The following is a 22189-nucleotide window of genomic DNA, read 5'->3' as shown; positions in this document are numbered from 1 at the left end:
CCATTCACACTTTATGCTTTCGATAAATAATGTAACTACGACTTGCATAAGTTAGCGGCACGCTCCATACGTGGACTAATCTAGTAAACGGCCAAAAAGCCATAATCACAAATCCTAGAAGTATATGCATCTTAAACGCGAGTGGTACTTGCGTCATTAAAGTAGCATCAGGAGAAAACATAAATAGTTGTCTAAACCATATTGATATTGTCTCTCTATAATCAAATGTTGGTATCGTTGCATTTGTCACTAAAGTAGCATAACAGCCCATAAAAACAATGAATAAAAGTAAAAAATTCACAATAATATCTGAGGCAGAACTCAATTTTCTAATGTTCTTTTTAGTTACACGGCGTGCGGTTAGCAACAACATACCTATCATAGTTATTATACCAAATATACTCCCAATATACACTGCTCCTATATGATACAAATGATCATTAACACCGACTGCTGATAACCAAGATGCAGGTATAACTAAGCCTACAAAATGCCCCATAGCTACGGGAATTATGCCTAAATGGAACATGAGACTGCCCCATTTCAATTGTTTCTTTTCAATAAATTCACTAGATTTAGCAGTCCATGAAAATTGATCAAATTTAAATCGTGCAATGTGCCCAATTAAAAAAATAGCTACGCAAAGATAAGGTACAATCACCCATAAAAATTGATTAAACATTTGTCTTCACCTCTGATACAGGCTCGATGCACGCTTTTAAAGTAGCTCTTAAGCCTTTTATCAAGTAATAATATGGGCTATCTTTTTCTTTTAATTGCTGTGCCATCGCATAGGTACCATCTTCAATAATCATGATGATAAATTCAATATTTCCTTGTGCGCGTGGATCATTTTGCCATTGTGCAATATATAAAAATTCTAGCATTAAGGGTAAAAAATCCGGTAATTCGTTGGCTGCCATTTCCAATCCAAACATCTCGTATAGTACTTTTAATTTAGCGAGTAATTGCCCACGTTCCTTTTGTGTATCAAATTTATTGTAAGTCATATAAAGTGGTGCCTTTTTATTAAAATCAAATGTGTCTGAATACAATTGTTTAATTTCCAACAGACTGCGTTCATGTATTTTTTCACGATACATTAATAAATCATCATACGCTGGATGGCTCAAATCAATCACTTCTTCAAATGTTTTCGGATGAAATGTCAATTTTTCAGGAAATTCCAACTGTTGAGCTAAGTAGCCAAAAGTTTCTTGATAATAATAATACTGCGTTAAATTAATCACGGAAAATCCCTCCATAGAAATTTTCATTGTATATCTCTTGTCCTGATTTTTCAGATGCTGTACCCACAGGCACGCCACATCCTTCACAATTAGAACCGAAGTATTCTCCGCCATAACCTTGGCTACCTTGAGCACGATACGTATCTATATAGTCTTCTTTATGAGATGTTGGAATTACAAAGCGGTCCTCATATTTCGCTATAGCTAACAAGCGATACATATCTTTTGTTTGGCGTTCAGTTAATCCAAGTCTTGATAATTTATCTGTATCAAATGGTTTGTTTGTCACTTCTGCACGCATATAACTTCTCATAATTGCCATACGTTGCAACGCTATTTTAATTGATTCTGTATCTCCAGCAGTAAATAAATTCGCTAAATATTGAATTGGTAATCTCATTTCTTCAATTGCCGGGAAAATCATATCAGGATTTCTATTTGCATCTGTTGCCGTTTGCCCTTCAAAATAACTCATGATTGGACTCAATGGTGGACAATACCAAACCATTGGCATAGTGCGATATTCAGGATGCAATGGAAACGCAAGTTTATATTCAATAGCGAGTTTGTAAACTGGTGAATTTTGAGCTGCTTCAATCCATTCCATTGAAACGCCATCTTTTTGCGCTTGTTCAATCACTGATTCATCATATGGATTTAAGAATAAATCGAGTTGTTTTTCATATAAATCTTGCTCATTTTCTGTACTAGCCGCTTCTTCAACTCTATCGGCATCATATAATAAAACACCTAAATATCTCATACGTCCAGTACAAGTTTCAGAACATACTGTAGGCGTGCCTGCTTCAATACGTGGGAAACAAAATGTACACTTCTCTGCTTTATTTGTTTTCCAGTTAAAATAAACTTTTTTATATGGGCAACCTGTCATACAATATCTCCAACCACGACAAGCCTCTTGATCGACTAGCACAATCCCATCTTCGTCCCGTTTATACATTGCACCGGAAGGACATGAGGCAACACAACTCGGGTTCAAACAATGCTCGCATAATCTTGGTAGGTACATCATAAAGGTTTCATCGAATTTAAATTTGATATCTTCTTCAATACGTTGAATATTAGGATCTTCTGGTCCAGTAATGTGTCCACCTGCTAAATCATCCTCCCAGTTAGGCCCCCAATTCAAATCTAATTTCTCACCTGATATTAGAGAATGTGCTTTAGCGACTGGTGAATGATTACCTGCTTTAGCTGTCGTAAGGTGTTCATAATTATACGTCCACGGCTCATAATAGTCTTTAATCACTGGCATATCTGGATTATAAAATATTTTACCTAATGCTATTTTTGACCATTTACTACCAGATTTAAGTTCTAGTTTTCCTTTTTTATTTAAATACCATCCACCTTTATACTGTTCTTGGTCTTCCCATCGTTTTGGGTAACCAATACCTGGCTTAGTTTCTACGTTGTTAAACCACATATATTCTGCTCCGGGGCGGTTTGTCCATGTACTCTTACAAGTTACACTACAAGTATGACAACCTATACATTTATCTAAGTTTAATACCATTGCGATCTGTGCTTTAATCTTCAAGCCAGTCAACCTCCTTCAGTTTTCTAACAGCTACATAAACATCTCTTTGGTTTCCAATAGGACCATAATAATTAAAGTGATAACTGATTTGCGCATAACCACCTACAAGTTGTGTTGGTTTTAAATGTATTCGTGTTGGTGCATTATGAGAGCCACCTCTTGTTTCAGTAATTTCAGATCCTGGCGTCTCAATATGCTTATCTTGAGCGTGATACATAAACATCGTACCTCTTGGCATACGGTGTGACACAACTGCTCGAGCCGTTACTACTCCGTTTCTGTTGTAGACTTCTAGCCATTGATTATCTGCAATGTCATGTGCTTTTGCATCCTCTTTTGAAATCCAAACCGTTGGGCCACCTCTAAATAGTGTCAACATATGTTGATTGTCTTGATAAGTAGAATGAATATTCCATTTACCATGTGGCGTCAAGTAACGTAATACGAGCGTTTGATCATCCATCGTGACATGCTTATCCCTTGTCCCAAATACCATTGGTGGCAAAGTTGGTTTATAGACAGGTAAGTTTTCTCCAAATTGTTGGAATATTTCATGATCAATATAATAACTTTGACGTCCTGTTAATGTTCTAAATGGAACTAAACGTTCGATATTCGTTGTAAAAGGTGAATAACGCTGTCCATTTTTATTTGAACCAGGAAACACTGCAGTTGGAATAACTTCTCTTGGTTGGGCCGTCATATTTAAAAACGTTATTTTTTCTGATGCACGTTCACTAGAAATATCTTTTAATGGCATGCCTGTTTGTTGTTCTAGATCTTCATAAGATTTTTGTGATAATTCGCCATTTGTAGCTGAAGACAGATTCAATACAGCATCTGCTGCACGTCTTGCAGTATCTATTCTAGGTCTACCATTTCTCACTGAATCTTCTTTTTCATCATTCCAAGTACCGACCATATGTTTCAGCTCTTCATATTGTTCTGACACTGTAAAACTCACACCATGCGCACCCACTTTAGCTTTTTCTAATAAAGGCCCGAGTGTGACATATTTATCAAATATTTTTGTATAATCTCGATCAACAACTGTAAAGCTTGGCATTGTCTTACCAGGAATGGCTTCTACTTCACCTTTAGTCCAGTCTTTTACAATACCGTTCACATTTGATATTTCTTGTTGCGTATCATGAGCTAAAGGTGTAGTTACGACATCTTTGTATACGCCTGTCAGATGTTTTTTCGCAGTTTCTGATACTTCTTTACTTAACAATTTGAAAATATCCCAATCTGAACGTGATTCCCATAAAGGGTCTATCGCTGGATTAAATGGATGTACAAAAGGATGCATGTCCGTAGATGATAAATCATGCTTCTCATACCATGTCGCAGCAGGCAAGACAATGTCTGAGTAGAGCGGTGTCGAAGTCATTCTAAAGTCTAGTGATACAAGTAAATCTAACTTACCTTCAGTATCCTCTCTCCATTGAATCTCTTCTGGTTTTACTTCTTCATTCGGTTCTGCCAATAATCCCGACTTCGCGCCGAGTAAATGTTTCATAAAATACTCTTGCCCTTTCGCAGAACTAGATATTAAATTAGAACGCCAAAGGAATAACGTTTTTGGATGATTCTTTTTCAAATCAGGATCTTCAATTGCAAATTGTGTTTCCTTTGATTTCACTGAATCTACTGCGCGTTTTAAAATCGCTTCATCATTAAATTCATTCGCATCTCTTGCTGCTTCACCAAATGACAAGCTATTTTTATTAAATTGTGGGTACGAAGGCAACCAACCTAATCTAGCCGCTAGCACATTATAATCTGCTGGATGTTGATGCTTAATATTCTCCGCTAATGGGGATTTTATACTATCCACATTAGATTCTTCATATTTCCACTGATCTGTTGCAAAGTAGAACCAACTTGTACCATTTTGTAATCTCGGTGGTCCTTGCCAATCTTTGGCGAATGCAAGTGTATTCCATCCTTCAATTGGTCTACATTTTTCTTGGCCAACATAATGCGCCCATCCGCCGCCATTCACACCTTGACAACCACATAGTAATACTAAATTTAAGATAGAACGGTAAATCGTATCTGAGTTAAACCAATGGTTAATACCTGCGCCCATAATAATCATCGATTTACCCTTTGTATCAATTGCATTTTGCGCAAATTCACGTGCCACTTGTGTAACTACATCTTGTTTCACACCAGTCACCGTTTCTTGCCATGCAGGTGTATAATATGAATTTGCATCTTTGTAGTCCTTGGCTTCTAATTCATGATTAAATCTTTTCACACCATATTGACTTGTCATTAAATCATAAACTGTAGTTATATAGCGTTCTTCTCCATTTGCAAGGGTAATTTTTTTAACCGCAATTGGTCGTTCAAAAATGCCATTACCCTCATTATTGAAATATGGAAATTGTATTTTTTCTAATTCAAAATGATCTTCTACAAGACTCAGTGCTGGATCAATTTTACTACCGTCTTCATTTTCTAGTTTTAAATTCCATTGTTTTTCTTTTTCCCAACGTTGTCCCATTGTGCCATTTGGAACCGTTAAGTCCTGAGTGATTTTATCAAAAATAACAGGCTTCCATTCACTATGCTCTGTTGTTTCGCCTAAGTCATTTGCTCTTAAGAAACGACCTGCTTTAAAACCATTTTCATCTTTATCTAGCATGATAATAAATGGCATATCTGTATATTGTTTTGAATAATTTATAAAATGCGCATTAGGTTGATTAACGTAATGTTCTTGTAGTATGACATGCGTCATCGCTTGCGCAAGTGCTGCATCAGAACCAGGGTGTGGCGCTAACCAATTGTCTGCAAATTTCACATTCTCTGCATAATCAGGTGCAATTGATACCACTTTCGTTCCTTTATATCGAACTTCAGTCATAAAATGTGCGTCTGGGGTACGGGTCATCGGTACATTAGAACCCCACATCATAATGTAAGAAGCGTTATACCAATCACTGGATTCAGGTACGTCTGTTTGTTCACCCCAAATTTGAGGTGAAGCAGGTGGCAAATCTGCATACCAATCATAAAAACTCAACATTTCTCCACCAAGTAAACTCACAAATCGTGCACCAGAAGCATAACTCAACATAGACATGGCAGGTATCGGTGTAAAACCAGCTATTCTATCTGGACCAAATTTTTTAATGGTATAAATAATTTGTGCAGATATGAGTTTACCTACGTCTTTCCAATTCGTTCTCACTAATCCACCTTTGCCTCGTGCTTGTTTATATATTTTTGCTTTTTCCTCATCTTCTACGATGGACGCCCAAGCTTCTATCGTATTATTATCATGAGTTTCTAGGGCTTCTACCCAAAGTTCCCACAACTTTTTACGGATATATGGATAACGAATTCTTAAAGGACTATATTCATACCAAGAAAATGAAGCACCACGTGGGCAGCCTCTAGGTTCAAATTCAGGCATATCAGGTCCACAACTTGGATAGTCTGTTTGTTGATTTTCCCATGTAATCACACCATTTTTCACAAATACTTTCCACGAGCAAGAACCTGTGCAATTCACGCCATGAGTCGTTCTAACTACTTTGTCATGACTCCATCTTTCTCTATACATTTTTTCCCATTCCCGACTCTTGCTTTCTAAGACTGACCAGTTACCATTAAATTTTTCAGTCGGCTTAAAAAAGCTTAATCCAAATTTTTTCATTGAAAACACCCTCTCAGATCATTGCCAGTAAAATTTTTAAAGTAGGATTCTATGGTTCACTTCATTCACTGCTTAACTAAATTGTACATTTTTTCACAAATTTCAAATATTAGGGAATCACCTAATAAGAGATGGAAATACCCTTAGTTTTTAAGCATCTACTCGTGTGCAAAAGCAATTTAATAAGACATAAATATAAAAATGGAGGCTGAGACATGTGATATGTCCCAGCCTCATCATTTTTTATTTTGGTGTTATCAGTTATCCTCTGAAATCACCTTATTTTATATCCTTAGTGTGAATTTCTTCATCAAAATGCTGCATTAATTGTTGTTCTATAAACAACTGTTGGCTGTGATGAAGTTCATGCTTTTCATCAGGATTAATTATGCACCATCCATCTTTTTCATAGATATCGAATGCTTGTTTAATTGCTTCTAAACGCGGTCCAGTAATTAAATATTTCTTAGGCATACATTGGTTTAAAGCACTTTTAATATTTTCACAGGCTGCTATATCTCCAACAATCACCATGCCAGGTGATATATGTTCTAAATCATCAGAAACCTGCTCCGCAATTGTAGTTACCCTACCTATGATGTGTTTTTCATTATAAGAAGAAACATTAAATATAAGCAAGACTGGATAATCAACTTGTGTAGTCTGATATATATCCTTCATAATTTCACTCAATCGCTTCACACCCATATAAATAGCTAACGTACCTCCGTTTATAAGTGTTGTAACATCAACTTGTTGCTGATTACTTTTATTCAGATATCCTGTAGCAAAAGTGACACTATGAGCGATATTTCGAATTGTTAATCCTAAACCTACTGAGGCTACAGCAGCACTCGCTGTTGTAATACCTGGTACAACTTCAAAATCAATGCCAGCTTGTGATAATGTAACTACCTCTTCATGGACTCTACCAAAAATTGCCGGGTCTCCACCCTTCAATCTAACAACACATCTATGTTGCTTTGCAGCTGAAATTAATTTTTCATTTATGACTTGTTGTTGTATATGCTTACGGTATGCTTCCTTACCCACATTTATAATTTCAATTTCTGGTCTCACTAATTGTAAAATGAATGGATTGACTAATCTGTCATACAATATGATATCTGCACTTCGAATGAGACGTTCGGCCTTTCTTGTTAATAATTCCGGATGCCCAGGTCCAGCACCTATGAGATATACCTTGCCATAAGTATTTAGAGGCATATATACACAGCTCCATTATGAATTTCTACAGCGTAAACATCCACACACCCTGTATCTGGTGGCTGTACGAGCCCCGTTTTCAAATCTATTTTTTGATCATGCAAAGGACAATATACAAATTCACTACTCACTGTACCTTCTGAAAGTGGTCCTTGCTTATGAGGGCATCTATTATGAACTGCGTGTATTTCACCTGATTCTGTTAAAAATAAACCAATTTCGATATCGTTTATGATTACCTTTTTGCCAACTAAAGGAACAAGCTCATCGACCGTTGCTACTTTTATTTTTTCTAATGCTTTCATAATTAAACTTTCTCCACTTCAAATATTTTTTGTGCCGCTTCATTATTTAAAATGTGTGACCATGGTTCAGCTTCTATAGCTTTTTTCGCTTCCATAATACGATTAAACAAATCGTCTTGTCTTTCTTGATTTAACAAAACTGCTTGAACATTTTCAAAACCTAATCGTTTTATCCACGGTGCAGTACGTTCTGCATAAATACCAGTTTCTCTATAATATTGCATCATCGCACCACATAATTTAATGACCTCATCTTCTGTTTCGACGGTAGTTAAATGCATTCCCTCTGTTACATCCGTACCGCCATTGCCCCCAATATAAATTTGAAACCCATTTTCAACGCTGATGACACCAAAGTCTTTAACACCAGATTCTACACAGCTTCTTGGACAACCAGAGATACCCATTTTAAATTTATGTGGCGTATCGATGTATTCGAATGTTTTTTCTAAACGAATACCTAATTGTGTAGTATATTGCGTACCAAATCTGCAAAATTCCTTACCGACACAACTTTTAACTGAGCGCGTCTTTTTCGCATAGGCTGAAGCAGAACGCATACCTAAATCAGCCCATATTTGTGGTAGTAATTCTTTTTTAACACCATACAAGCCTATACGTTGAGAACCTGTCACTTTCACTAATGGCACATCATATTTTTTAGCAACTTCTCCTAAACGTATTAATTGATCTGCATTCGTAACACCGCCGCGCATTTGGGGAATTACTGAAAATGTGCCATCATTTTGAATATTGGCTTGATAGCGTTCATTTGCAAAGCGTGATTCAATCTCGTCATTGTGCTCAAATGGATAAACCATATTCAAATAATAATTAATAGCTGGTCTACACTTTGGACAACCTGCCTTATCATTAAAATTGAGCGCATGGCGTACTTCCTTAGACGTTTTCAATCCTTTTGCTCTTATCTGCGTAACAATTTGATCACGTGTGAGCTCAGTACATGCACATATACCAGATGGTTTAGAATCAACAAAATCATCACCTAATGTATACTCTAAAATATGACCAATTTGTCCTTTGCACTTACCACAAGAATTGCCAGCTTTTGTTTCTTTTGTGACTGCTTCTACACTTGTAAGACCATGTTCATTAATCACACTCACAATCTTACCTTTGCTGACTCCATTACACCCACACACTGTCTCATCATCTGTCATGTCAGCAATACTTATTTCACGCGTTTCTCCACCTTTATGCATAAGTGAAACCATAGTATAATCCTCTAATGGTTCTTGTTTTTTCATCATATTAAAAAATCTCGGACCATCATCAATATCGCCGTATAAAACTGCTCCAACAATGCTGTCATCTTTCAAAAACACTTTCTTATAGTGGTTATTAACACTGTCAAAAACCTCTACACCTTGGATATCTATACCTTCTGTAATTTGACCAGCGCTATATAAATCACAGCCCGAAACTTTTAAAGAAGTAAATGTTGTGGAACCTCGATAACCTTCTGTTTCTCGACCGGTTAAATGGTCTGCTAACACTTTACCTTGTTCATATAATGGTGCAACTAATCCATATACTTTACCATTGTGTTCTGCACATTCACCTACTGCAAAAATAGTTTCATCACTCGTTTGCATATAATCATTAACGACAATACCTCTATTCACTTTTAAGCCACTTTCCTGTGCAACTTGTGTATACGGTCGAATACCAACTGCCATGACCACTAAATCTGCTTCTAATGTTGTTCCATCTGCTAATAAAACGCCTGTAACATCTTCTTGTCCAAGTATTTCTTGTGTACTTGCCTGCAATTTAAAGTTCATTCCCTGTGCTTCTAAATCTGTTTTCAACAAATCTGCAGCCTTTCTATCTAATTGCATTTCCATAAGCCATTCAGCAAGATGTACCACAGTGACTTCCATACCTTGGTCCATTAATCCACGGGCACATTCTAATCCCAGCAAACCACCGCCAATTACGATAGCATGTTGCTTTGTTTTAGCAATTCCAATCATACGCTCAGTGTCTTCGATTGTTCTCCAACCTATTACACTCGGTAAAGTCGCCCCTGGTATAGGTAATACAAAAGCGCTTGAACCCGTAGCAAATATACAAATATCGTAATGACATCTTAGGCCATTAGCCGTAATCACTTGTTTTAGTTCTCGATTAATCTCTACTACTGGATCATTCGTAATCAGCTGAATATCATTGTCTTTATACCACTCAAAAGGATTCATAATGGTTTCATCCACTGTCATCTTTTTCTGCAATATATTTGATAGCATGATTCGATTATAATTTGGATAGGGTTCCTTACCGATAATCGTTATGTTATATTGTTGTGCATCGCGTTCTAATATTTCTTCAATCGTGCGTATGCCCGCCATACCATTACCAATCATTACTAACTGCTTTTTAGACATCGTCTTCCTCCTCATACACTTCATTTAAAAATGTTTGTACTGCCTTTGATAGTTGTTTCACTCCGCTACAATTTGTGCCATTTGATCTAAAATGAATGTTTATGTCTTTGTATTTTATTTCTGACATATTATAAAAATCAGATTGCGCTTTATCACTGATATGGTTAACAAGTTGATAAGGCTTTGCCTCTTGCTTAATTAGATTATTAATATCTTCGTCATCTGTTGCAGCAAAAATAATATCCGCATGTTTAATATCTTCGCTGTCATAACACTTTGTAAACAACTTCATTTTAGGATATTCCATTTCAAAAAATTCTGGTAAAAATTTTTTACTTATAATAACTAGCGACTGTATATCTTCCTTAATAAGTTGTCGTACTTTTCTATACGCAACTTTACCTGCGCCAACCACTACAACACGTTTATCTGACAAGTTGAGTTGAATTGGATACACTTTCTAACACCTCTAATTGTTTAATTCTTTCTGTGATTATCATTGAGAGCAAAGGGTCGAAATTAATAGCTGATGCATAATGAATATTACAATCATCATTCATATGTGCTATATGGTATTTTGCTTTGTTCACCAAAAAGCCGTCATAGAAAAATATGGGGACAATCAATATGTCTATATTATTTTTTAAATAGTGCTGTAACTTAAAGCGATAACTGTAGTCACCATATAATGTCATCATAGAAATAGGTGTTTCAAAAACATCACACGCTTGAGTTAACTGCCATAAAGCAATATCAGGATGACGATAACGTTCGCTGCCATGAGCCATTAAAATAATATGCTGTATTTTAGGATGCTTTTTAACTTTAGCTAAAATTTTCTGTTTAACTAGCGTTGTCATTAATTTATGTGTGCCAAGTGGCTCAGCAAATTTATATTTAATATGTGGATATCTATACTTATAAAGTTTTAAAATCATAGGAATATCTTCTAAATAATGCTTTGCTGGAAAAAGCAAAAGTGGAATGATATTAAAACTTTTAGTACCCTGTTGAATAAGTTTGTCTAGTACTTGTTCAAGACTTTGATTTTTACTTTCTAAGAAAGCAATATGATAATCATGTATGTTACGACTTAACAATTGCTCCAAAAAATGATGAAGTGCTTTATTTTGTTTCCCTTTATTCATGCCATGAATAACAAGTATATGCTCTGTCATGTGATGCCCCCTTTCTTTACACTTGCATTGTAATATAAATCCAGTTGGTTTTGTGAATAAAATCACATAATAAATCAAAAATAGGGAATCCCCTTATTCAATTACTAATGGGATTCCCTATGCATTTTATTCAATTTATTAAAATGGTGGCGTACCTAACACTTCTTCATCAAAACTTTCTGGTATAAGCACTTTTCTCATAATAACTCCTAAATCTCCATCGTTACTCTCATGCTCACCGTATATTTCATAGCCACGTTTTTTATAAATATCTAGTAGCCAAGGGTGTAAACGTGCTGATGTACCAAGCGTCACTGCTGGTGCTTTAAGTGTGTCTCTTAAATAAGTCTCCTCAACATATTTTAACAACTGACTTCCAATACCTTTACCATCATATGACGGCTTCGTAGCGAACCACCAAACAAACGGATATATTGAGATACGACGTTTTCCTTCCCAAGGATAACGTACAGTAAGTGTTGAAATTATTTCATGCTCATCTTCTAGTACAAACATCGTACTTGTTTTAATATTCTTTTTAACTAATTCAACATTCGCATTAACTGATGGCCAATCTATACCTAATTCTCTTAACGGGGTAAAAGATTCATACATCAATTTTTGTAATGCTTCCGCGTCAGATTCCACAGCAACTCTTATATTATATTCAGACATTTTGTCACTCCTTCTCATTTATAGCTTATTCATTCATGGATAACATCCCTAAAATAATCATAAACCATTTACAATCATATCAATACAATATGGCTTCTTAATTATTGAGTCAATTATTATGTTTTAAAAACGAAAAAAGCACCATCACAAAATAGATTATGATCGTGCTTGTTACTATTATGAATACTATTAATTATGTAAGCTATTTCGTTTACCATTTAAATATGCATAAACTAGACCAACGAAAATACCTCCACCAATATAGTTACCTATAAAGGCGAACACAATATTTTTCAATACGTGTAACCATACGACTACATCAAAATCATAAAACACCATACCTGCGTATAGCCCTGCATTAAATACAACGTGCTCATAACCCATAAATACAAAGACAATGACGCCACTAGCAATGAAAAATACTTTAGTTAGACCGTCTTTAAATTGAATTGATAAATAAATACCAATATTAATAAAGAAATTACAAAATATGGCTTTACCTAAAATGCCATACCATGTGGCATCTATCGTCTTACCATTAACAAGTTTCGTTAAGCTTGCAACCATGTCTGAAGTCATAATCGGAGTGAATTTCATTAAACCAAACAGGATAAATCCACCTATTATATTAAATAGAAAACATACCATCATAATACCCAATGCTTTATTCATGCCAATAACTTTATAATACCAACCAACTGTTAAAAACATAAAGTTACTCGTTAATAATTCTGAATGTGACAGTACAATTAAAACCAAGGCTAAACTGAATGAAATAGCTCCCATTAAATTAATTAAACCTTCATTTGTACCTGCAAATTGTGTTTTTATAGCTAGCATAAATACCGTTACAATTGCTAGTAAGAATCCTGACATAATTGATTTAAGCGCATAACGACCAGGTGTCTTATCAAACAAAACTTCCTTCATTTGTACTTGATTATTAATATTATCAATCGTTTCTCTCGACATGTAAGTGTCCTTAATGGATTTATTATTATCTACCAAGAAATATGCCCCCTTTTTGATTTAAAAAAATGATAATTTATCTATACCAATAATGTTATTATATTAGTTTCATTTGATATTTAATAGTCAAAAAATAAGTTTTTCAATTTTAAAATTTAATATATTGCGCGTTAGTTTAAAATAACGTAAACTTTACTTGTACTAGAAATACACACAAGTAAACCTAAAGGAGGCATATACTTGAATACACAATTCTCTGTTTCAATCCATATTCTCTCTCTGTTAGCTATAAAAAATGAACCTGTTTCAAGTCAATATATCGCTGACAGTATTAATAGTAACGCCACTTTAGTGAGAAAATTATGCCGTTATTTAAGAGACGGTAATTTTATACAGAGTAGCCAAGGCATCGCGGGTTATAGTTTATCTAGCGCATCCCATGATATTAGGTTAGGTGATTTATATAAGCTGATTTTTTCTAACACTACCCATTTCGCAAAAATTCATGGTCATACGAACACAGATTGTCCTGTAGGGAAAAATATTACCCACGCACTTGATGAAATATATAGTGATGTAGACGAAACGATTGTAAATAAACTTAATACCTATACGATTAAAAGTGTCATTGATCGCTTTTAAATAAATAACGCTTGATTATCTTGCTATATACTTAATTTTCATTAAGTAAAACAAGATAACCAAGCGTTTTATTTTTGTGAAGGAATATAGAAATGAGCGTTCTGATAATGGTATATCAGATGCGAACAATCAAATGGTATGCCGGTTGTTGTATAAAATACTTGTTCATAATTTAAGCAAGGATCGCCCTCATCCAATTCTAATAATTCAGCTTCTTCTTCTTCCAATTTATCTACATTAAAATAAACATCTGAGAACCCAATCTTCACTTTTAAGTTTTGTTCTAAATATTTAAAAATAGACTTTTCTGCTATAGATTCATTTAAAAATAGCACGATATCTTTATTAAAATACGACTGCTCGAAACAAAATATTTCACCATCTACATAAACAATACGCTCTAAAACATAGACTAATGTATCTTTGTCTAACTTTAATTTTTGCCGAACGCTTTCTGGTGCAATGACTTCCTCAACGCGCAATACCTTATTTGTTACATTTAGTCCTGTAAATTCATCACTAAAACCGCCAGTTGAAAAGAGATTAAGATATCCATCTCTTTTTTTATTACGCACATAGATGCCACTACCGCGTGCTTGATAAATATTCCCTTGTTTTTCTAATATTTCCAAAGCTTTAATAATCGTGCTTTTACTCACATCATATTTTATTTTTAATGCCTCAACACTTGGTAATTTATCCCCTGCTTGAAATTGACCACTTTCTATATATTCATTCATTTGTTGAGCAATTTGTTCATACTTGAGCATATACTTACCCCTTTTATATTAAAATTCACCCAATTATAACATGAATGCCAATTTAAACTACCGAACTTTTTATTTGTAAGGGTCTTTACAAATTGTACCGGTACAATTAGAATGTAATAAACGATTACACAAATCGTGTGGATTAACTTATTAAAGGGGTTGGGAAATGTGGCAGACAAAAATAAAATACTCGCACAAAGTATATTAGAGGCAGTTGGAGGCGAAGCAAACCTTGTCAATAGCACGCACTGTGCAACCAGATTACGATTAGTATTAAAAAGATCTATTCCAAATGCTAAGAAAAAAGTATCGGAAATAGATGGTGTCGTGACTGTTGTGGAAAATAATGGTCAATTTCAAGTTGTCATAGGAAATAACGTCGGTGAAGTATTTAAATTTTTTGAAGCTTTAACAAGTGAACAACCATCCGATGATAATGAACAATCTGAAAATAAAGGGTCAATACTTAACCGTGTCATCGCGACGATGTCTGCAGTGTTCGCACCATTTATTTACATTTTAGCTGCTGCTGGTATATTACAAGGTTTATTAATAATCATAAAACTGATTATTCCATCCTTTGAAAACACAGGCACTTATGAAGTTTTTAATTTCATGTCCTGGGCTCCTTTCACATTCTTACCAATATTCATCGCAATTACTGCTTCACGCCATTTTAATGTAAATACTTATATTGCAATTGCTTGTACTGCAGCATTGGTGAGTCCTGATTTAACAGGAATGGTAGAAAGAATACAAAGTGGAGAAACAATTAAATTATTTGGCATGCCGCTTACAGAGACAAGTTACACTTCATCTGTATTGCCGCCTCTTTTCTTAGTTTGGATATTATCCTATGTTGAAAAATACTTAAACAAATGGATACACGATGTAGTAAAACCTTTATTCACACCATTTTTAAGTATCGTCATTATGGTTCCTGTTACATTACTCGTTATTGGACCAATCACTACACTTGGCGCACATGGTATTGCCGCTGGTTTCAACTTTCTCGTTGAAGTTGCGCCATGGTTAGCTGGCGCACTTATTGGTGGTTTGTGGCAAATCTTTGTAATATTCGGTGTGCATTGGGGCATCACGCCTATGGTTTTAGCAAACTTTGAGCAACATCAAAGTGATTCATTCCAAGCTTTCCAAACAATTGCCGTTATTTCTCAAATCGGTGCTGTTATAGGTGTGTTAATTAAATCTAAGCGTACAGAGATTAAACGTGTCGCTTCTTCAGCAGGTGTTACAGGCATTTTTGGAATTACTGAACCTTCAATATATGGTATCAATTTACGCTTTAAAAAACCCTTTATTATTGCATGTATCAGCGGCGCCTTAGGTGCATTTGTTGCAAGTTTCTTTAATCCTAAATATTATGCATACGCAGGGCTGCCTGGCCCTATAACAATTATTAATGGATATAGTCCTGATAACCCTTCATCTATTTGGGGCATTTTATTAGGATCAGTAATTGCTATCATCTTGCCTATCATATTAATTCAATTCTTAGGTTATGGTCATGATACGACAGAGGAAGTAGAAGACACAGAAGTTAACTCAAGTACTATTCCACAAGCAGTTTCAACAAATAGCAATCTTGAAACACTTATTCATAGTCCTTTAGATGGGCAAATCCTTCCTTTAACTGAAGTCGATGACCCTATTTTCTCAGAAGGTATGATGGGTCAAGGTATTGCTATAAAACCTGCAAGTAATACAGTTCACGCACCACTTGAAGGCACTGTAAGTATGATTGCTGTAAGTGAACATGCAATTGGCATTACATCTCCTGACGGTGTAGAACTATTGATTCATGTTGGTTTAGAAACTGTGGAGTTAAAAGGAGAAGGTTTTGAATTACTAGTTAATGAAAATGATGAAGTCAAACTAGGACAACCTTTATTGCATTTCAATCAAAAGTGGCTTGAATCAAGTGGATACGATACTGTAATTCCAATCATTGTCACTAATTCAGCTGAATTTAGTGAAGTAATTACTACGGATGCAGTACAAGTTTCGCAAAATGATGCATTACTAACAATTATAAATAAATAATAAGAATAAAGGAGTATATAATAATGACTAAATTACCAAAAGACTTTTTATGGGGTGGCGCTCTGGCTGCCAATCAATTTGAAGGTGGTTACGATAAAGACGGAAAAGGCTTAAGTGTTATTGATGTAATGACTAATGGAGAACACGGCAAGCCTCGTGAAATCACGCAAGATGTAGACCCAAATAAATATTATCCAAATCATGTAGGTATAGATTTCTATAATCGTTATAAAGAAGACATCGCATTATTTAATGAAATGGGATTAAATTGTTTACGTACGTCAATCGCTTGGTCTCGTATCTTCCCTAATGGAGATGAAACAGAACCTAATGAAGCAGGACTACAATTTTACGATAATATTTTTGATGAATTGTTAAAATATGGTATTGAGCCAGTGATTACTTTGTCTCATTTTGAAATGCCTTTACATTTAGCACGCGAATATGGTGGTTTTAGAAATAGAAAAGTAGCCGATTTCTTTGCTCAATTTGCAGAAACTGTATTCAAGCGTTATAAGGATAAAGTTAAATATTGGATGACTTTTAATGAAATTAATAACCAAATGGATATAGATAATCCGATTTTCTTATGGACAAACTCAGGCGTCCTTATCGAAGAAGATGAAAACCCAGAAGAAGTACTGTATCAAGTCGCTCATAATGAATTAATCGCGAGTGCAAAAGCTGTAAAAATAGGTAGAGCAATTAACCCTGATTTTGAAATAGGATTAATGATTTCTCATGTAGCAATATATCCTTATTCTTGTAATCCAGAAGATATGATGGAATCTGTAAAAGCAAATCGTTTACGTTTCTTCTTCCCAGATGTCCAAGTTCGAGGCTACTACCCTAGCTATGCAAATAAAATGTTAGAACAAAAAAATTATGATATTGGTTGGCAAGAAGGAGATGACAAAATTTTATCAGAAGGTAAAGTTGATTATATTGGTTTTAGCTACTATATGTCTACTGCTGTTAAACACGATGCAAAATCATATACTGGAGAAAATGTTACCAATGGTGGGTTAGCGAATTCTGTCGATAATCCTCATATTCAGCAAAGTGATTGGGGTTGGGCCATTGATCCTACAGGGCTACGCTATACTTTGAATATATTATATGACCGTTACCAAATACCACTTTTCATCGTTGAAAATGGCTTTGGTGCTGTAGATGAAATTGATGAAAACGGTGAAATTCATGATACGTATCGTATCGATTATTTAAAAGCACATATTAATGCAGCAATCACAGCAGTTGACGAAGATGGTGTTGATCTAATAGGTTATACACCCTGGGGTATTATAGACATTATTTCTTTCACTACAGGAGAGATGAAAAAACGTTATGGTCTAATTTATGTCGATAGAGATAACGAAGGCAATGGTACTTTAGAGCGCAGAAAGAAAGATTCTTTTGATTGGTATCGCAATGTTATTGAAACAAATGGTGAATCATTAAATTAAAATTTAATATCATAAAATTATTTGACTTTACTCAATAATCTAAAAAACAGACGAACCAAAAGCTATGTATAGCTTTTGGTTTTTTCTTTATCACCATTTTTTCGGATTAATTTAACAAAGGACAATGAAGCGCATTGTAGGTAATTATATTTGAATTAATTCATAAAAATCCCCACTATTTTAATAGTAACGATATTTCGACATATGCTCAATAAGCGCTTCTAATTCTTCTCCCATAACCCTATTTGACTCGTTCATACCATTTTTAAACCAGTGATTAATTACACCAAAAAAACCATATATCAAAAAATCACTTGAAATTTGTTGATTAGTGTCTTGGGATTGAGATCTAATAAAAAATCCGTCCGTTTTTTGTTGAAAAAAACGCTTTATATTTCTGAGGAATTCATTATAAAAATAAGCACCACCTTTATAATTAAACATAGCCTGATAGAAGTCAGCATTGTTCTGAAAATGATTAAAAAGGTTTTGCATTCGATTCTGTGATTCACTTTCTCCCTTTTCAATTGGTTTTAGGGGTTCAATAGTCGAAAACATTTCATTTAGCAAATTTTCTACATATTGTTCAAATAAATCGTATTTGTCCTTGTAATGAAGGTAAAATGTACTTCGATTAATATTTGCCCTTTTCGTGATATTAAAAACTGTCACTCCTGAAATTCCTTTTTCTTGTAATAAATCAAGGAAAGCATTATTTATATCTTTTCTAGACTTTAATTTTCTACGATCTTCTTTTTTTAACATTTATAAGTCTCCTTTACAATAAATTAACATTTTATAAATAACGTTGTATAGTAAACACTATTTATAAAGTGTTTATTGAATAGCTTTTCTCTGGCTGATAGTATTTTTTATATGCTTAAAATGCTTAACATATTGTTGAGCATTGTTTTAGGTTATTAACTTGCTTAAAACACCCAGAAAGATAAATTTGATTAGGCGTTAAGCAACAAATCATATAATTTTATTAACGCCATAATTATTTTAAGGAGAGTAATATTTATGAAAACTGTAATAAGATCTAATTATCAACAACTTTTGCAATTAACAGATAATGATAAAAATCAAGGTTACTGGGAACAAAATACTTCTATAGCAAATAACATAAAACCTTTATTTGCCTCACTTTTATTTGACTTAGAAGATGCTGTTAATCAATCTTTTGAAAAATTCAAAGCACCTTTTCCAGGTATGAAAACTAAAATAGAAAATGGATATAGATATATGAAAAGAGAACCTATTGATGGTGATATTAAACAACAAACTCAAGCATATTTAAATATACTTCGTCCTATGTATCCCAATTTAAACCATTATTATCACAATATATTAGAGTCTTTCTACTTTCCATTCTTCGAAGAAATTGACCATATGTTACAACAAGAAATAACTTTTAACAATGCTCAAAAGATGCTTAATTATATATTCAATATGTACCCAAAATCATTTGCTTATCAATTAGATATACTCTTACCTCATCATCAGTTACATAATGATTTAGAAAATATTTATGAACAAGCTACAGGAGATAAAGATACAACGGTCATTTACGACATATTGATTGGTGTATGGAACAAATCTTTAGAAATGGATAATGAACTTTCTAAATTATCTGAGCAAGTGAAAGAAAATGATGGATTAAAACAAATTTTTCAGACTGTTGCACCTGAAGAAATACTAAGTGAATTAAATAATATACAAGCAGGAAAAAAATTCAAGAATGATTTCCAACATTTTTTAGAGGAATTTGGATATAAAACGATGAGTTCAAGAGTCTTAACAGACCAAACGTGGTTTGAAAATCCATCTATTCCTTTAACTACTATTTCAAGCTATGTCAACAGTAATATAGACGTAGAACAACGTTTCCAAAAAGCAGTGGAAAGCAGGGAAACTAAATACAGTGAAGTTCTAAATTCCATCCCAGAAGGAGAAAAAAAAGAGGAATTCAAACAATACTATGAATGGGCTCTAAATGTATCTAATATTGACGATGACCATCATTTTTATATGGACGAAATGCCAACTGCTAAAGTTCGGTTATGTCTTTTACATTTAGGTGATTTTCTCGTGACAGAAAATATCATAGAGGATAATCAAGATATCTTTTATTTATACTTAGATGAACTTGAAACAGTTTTGAAAAAACCTGAAAGCTTAACTAAATTGATTTTTGAGCGAAAAGTTGAATACCAAAATAACCTTAGCCAAGAAGCTCCATCATCTTATGGAACTCCGCCGTCACATACTGAAAATAAGATGGATATTATTTCTGAAAGATCATCTGGAAACACATTAAACAATGAAATATCAACGAGTGAATATATTAAAGGTTTAGCTGGGTCAAAAGGGACATATACAGGTGCTGTGAAAATAATTAACAATGAAGAAGAGTTTAATAAACTTGAAGATGGTGATGTACTTGTTACCCATATGACAACGCCTGCCTGGTCGGTTTTATTTTTAAGATCTGGCGCTATTGTTACTAATGTTGGGGGCTTATTATCTCATCCAGGAATTAATGCACGAGAATATCAAATACCAGCCGTACTTGGAACTAAAAATGCGACGACTGAATTGAAAGATGGGGACATTGTGACTGTAGATGGTACCAATGGATGTGTAACACTTGATGAGCAAGCGTAAAGAATATCTATTAATCATAGCTCTTATCTCGAGTATTATATTTCAGCCTATTAATACAACCATGATATCAGTCGCCCTTTCGCCTATAGCTGAATCATTACAAGTTAGTACATTATCTGTATCTTGGGTTGTAACAATATATCTTATCGTTAATGCAGCGGCCCAACCTTTTTCAGGCAAACTAGGCGATATTTATGGATATCGAAAAATCATTTTTTTAGGGATTATTTTATTTTTAATTGGTTCAGTAGGTGGAGCTCTTTCCCCTAATTTGATTAGTTTGGTCGTGTTTCGAGGCATTCAAGCATTCGGAACGTCTATGTTACTCCCAAATGCAACTGCAATTATGCGTAACATAGTAGCGTCAGAACGATTAGGACGAACGCTAGGTATTTTTGGAATGACTGCAACATTAGGTTCCGCAATAGGCCCATTACTTGGTTCTTTTTTAATTGGTTATTGGGATTGGCACGCTATATTTTGGGTGAACGTTCCCTTTTTACTTATTGGCTTAATTGGCGTTTTATTCCTTCCTGAAGTTGAACATAAAATGAAATCGTCAATTGATATGTTAGGCTCTGTTTATTTAGCAAGTGCGCTAACATTTATTGTATTGATGACAAATGGCCTTAGTATGCAATGGAACATTGTTTTCTTGATTGCAGCGATTTTATCTGCAGTATTATTTATCTATCGTGAAAAAAATATTCAATATCCTTTAGTGGACTTCTCATTATTTAAAAACAAAACTTTTTCTATATCTAACTTCGCAGGACTACTCATTGGTTTTATTATGTATAGTATTTTGTTGATAACGCCTATGGCATTAGAAAAATGGGGAAATTCAATTGCGCAAGTCGGAAAAATTATGGTTACTTTCTCCTTAGCTTTCGCACTATTTTCAGCTGTTGGTGGACGTTTAGTCGATTGGTTAGGAAGAAAAACGACGATTTTTCTATCCTTTGTATTCTGTTCAATTGCTATGATCGGCTATTTAGGTATGATGACTATTCATGCCTCTTGGTATCAAATTTTAGTCTTACTCATAGCCGGGTTTGGCGTTGGTATAGGGATGCCAGCCATACAAGTGGCTGCTTTACAAACTGTACAACATGATCTTGCAGGTATTGCTACGGGTATCTTTTCTACATTTCGCTATATTGGCCAAATAATGGCCACAACGTTAATAGGGATTTTAGCTGTTTCACCATCAACCTTTGTTATTGTTCTTGTTGTTTCAGTCATCGGCATCATTGCATCGTTAGGGATACAAAAAGAAAACAGACCAACAGTTTCTAATTGAATTAAATAATAAATAAATATTTTGGTTTGAA

General features: G+C 34.4%; 18 protein-coding genes. 5 read left to right on the top strand and 13 right to left on the bottom strand.

The features are described 5' to 3' along the window. Positions 1-4: 4 nt before the first annotated feature. The 11 genes from narI to AST02_RS08800 all read right to left on the bottom strand — a co-directional run bounded on the left by narI (position 5) and on the right by AST02_RS08800 (position 13285). A complete protein-coding gene (gene narI, locus AST02_RS08850) occupies positions 5-682 on the bottom strand; it encodes a respiratory nitrate reductase subunit gamma (RefSeq protein WP_069817503.1) in 678 nt (225 codons plus the stop codon). Beyond that, positions 675-1250 (bottom strand): nitrate reductase molybdenum cofactor assembly chaperone, encoded by a 576-nt coding sequence (gene narJ, locus AST02_RS08845; protein WP_069817500.1) that lies wholly within the window; start codon positions 1248-1250, stop codon positions 675-677. Before narJ ends, narI begins: the two co-directional genes overlap by 8 nt. Further along, the gene (gene narH / locus AST02_RS08840; RefSeq protein ID WP_069817498.1) at positions 1243-2811 is read right to left on the bottom strand and encodes a nitrate reductase subunit beta; all 1569 of its coding nucleotides are present in this window, start codon (positions 2809-2811) and stop codon (positions 1243-1245) included. Before narH ends, narJ begins: the two co-directional genes overlap by 8 nt. Continuing rightward, complete coding sequence (locus AST02_RS08835) at positions 2801-6484, bottom strand: nitrate reductase subunit alpha (protein ID WP_069817496.1); 3684 nt, start codon at positions 6482-6484, stop codon at positions 2801-2803. The genes narH and AST02_RS08835 overlap by 11 nt, the downstream gene beginning before the upstream one ends. 279 nt (positions 6485-6763) lie before the next feature. Next, on the bottom strand, positions 6764-7711 hold the full coding sequence (gene cobA / locus AST02_RS08830; protein ID WP_069817494.1) for a uroporphyrinogen-III C-methyltransferase: 948 nt from the start codon (positions 7709-7711) through the stop codon (positions 6764-6766). Further along, positions 7702-8016, bottom strand: a complete 315-nt coding sequence (locus AST02_RS08825; protein WP_069817492.1) for a nitrite reductase (NAD(P)H) small subunit — start codon at positions 8014-8016, stop codon at positions 7702-7704. Before AST02_RS08825 ends, cobA begins: the two co-directional genes overlap by 10 nt. 2 nt (positions 8017-8018) lie before the next feature. Further along, positions 8019-10424, bottom strand: a complete 2406-nt coding sequence (nirB, locus tag AST02_RS08820; RefSeq protein WP_069817490.1) for a nitrite reductase large subunit NirB — start codon at positions 10422-10424, stop codon at positions 8019-8021. Continuing rightward, a complete protein-coding gene (locus AST02_RS08815) occupies positions 10417-10881 on the bottom strand; it encodes a precorrin-2 dehydrogenase/sirohydrochlorin ferrochelatase family protein (RefSeq protein ID WP_069817488.1) in 465 nt (154 codons plus the stop codon). The genes nirB and AST02_RS08815 overlap by 8 nt, the downstream gene beginning before the upstream one ends. Then, positions 10850-11602, bottom strand: a complete 753-nt coding sequence (locus AST02_RS08810) for a sirohydrochlorin chelatase (RefSeq protein WP_069817486.1) — start codon at positions 11600-11602, stop codon at positions 10850-10852. The genes AST02_RS08815 and AST02_RS08810 overlap by 32 nt, the downstream gene beginning before the upstream one ends. Before the next feature lie 138 nt (positions 11603-11740). Next, on the bottom strand, positions 11741-12277 hold the full coding sequence (locus AST02_RS08805) for a GNAT family N-acetyltransferase (protein WP_069817484.1): 537 nt from the start codon (positions 12275-12277) through the stop codon (positions 11741-11743). Between the two features lie 189 nt (positions 12278-12466). Next, a complete protein-coding gene (locus AST02_RS08800; protein WP_069817481.1) occupies positions 12467-13285 on the bottom strand; it encodes a formate/nitrite transporter family protein in 819 nt (272 codons plus the stop codon). 201 nt (positions 13286-13486) lie between these two features. Here AST02_RS08800 and AST02_RS08795 point away from each other — a divergent pair, with 201 nt between their 5' ends. Continuing rightward, the gene (locus AST02_RS08795; RefSeq protein ID WP_069817479.1) at positions 13487-13888 is read left to right on the top strand and encodes an Rrf2 family transcriptional regulator; all 402 of its coding nucleotides are present in this window, start codon (positions 13487-13489) and stop codon (positions 13886-13888) included. 68 nt (positions 13889-13956) lie between these two features. Here AST02_RS08795 and AST02_RS08790 read toward each other — a convergent pair whose 3' ends face one another. Next, entirely contained in the window at positions 13957-14658 is a 702-nt protein-coding gene (locus tag AST02_RS08790; RefSeq protein WP_069817477.1) for a GntR family transcriptional regulator, read from the bottom strand. Positions 14659-14826: 168 nt separating this feature from the next. On the opposite strand from AST02_RS08790, the gene AST02_RS08785 reads away from it, so the two are divergent. Further along, positions 14827-16722, top strand: coding sequence for a beta-glucoside-specific PTS transporter subunit IIABC (locus AST02_RS08785; RefSeq protein WP_069817475.1), 1896 nt, complete (start codon positions 14827-14829; stop codon positions 16720-16722). Positions 16723-16745: 23 nt separating this feature from the next. Next, the gene (locus tag AST02_RS08780) at positions 16746-18188 is read left to right on the top strand and encodes a 6-phospho-beta-glucosidase (protein WP_069817473.1); all 1443 of its coding nucleotides are present in this window, start codon (positions 16746-16748) and stop codon (positions 18186-18188) included. A gap of 180 nt (positions 18189-18368) precedes the next feature. On the opposite strand, the gene AST02_RS08775 is transcribed toward AST02_RS08780, so the two are convergent. Beyond that, positions 18369-18953, bottom strand: a complete 585-nt coding sequence (locus AST02_RS08775; RefSeq protein WP_069817471.1) for a TetR/AcrR family transcriptional regulator — start codon at positions 18951-18953, stop codon at positions 18369-18371. Positions 18954-19211: 258 nt separating this feature from the next. Here AST02_RS08775 and AST02_RS08770 point away from each other — a divergent pair, with 258 nt between their 5' ends. Together AST02_RS08770 and AST02_RS08765 are read left to right on the top strand one after the other, a co-directional pair. Continuing rightward, positions 19212-20855, top strand: a complete 1644-nt coding sequence (locus tag AST02_RS08770; RefSeq protein ID WP_069817469.1) for a PEP-utilizing enzyme — start codon at positions 19212-19214, stop codon at positions 20853-20855. Beyond that, on the top strand, positions 20842-22158 hold the full coding sequence (locus AST02_RS08765; protein WP_069817467.1) for an MFS transporter: 1317 nt from the start codon (positions 20842-20844) through the stop codon (positions 22156-22158). Before AST02_RS08770 ends, AST02_RS08765 begins: the two co-directional genes overlap by 14 nt. Positions 22159-22189: the final 31 nt, after the last annotated feature.

Origin of the sequence: Staphylococcus equorum (assembly GCF_001747895.1) — a bacterium.
Classification (GTDB): domain Bacteria; phylum Bacillota; class Bacilli; order Staphylococcales; family Staphylococcaceae; genus Staphylococcus; species Staphylococcus equorum_A.
This window is presented reverse-complemented; position numbering and strand designations above follow the sequence as displayed.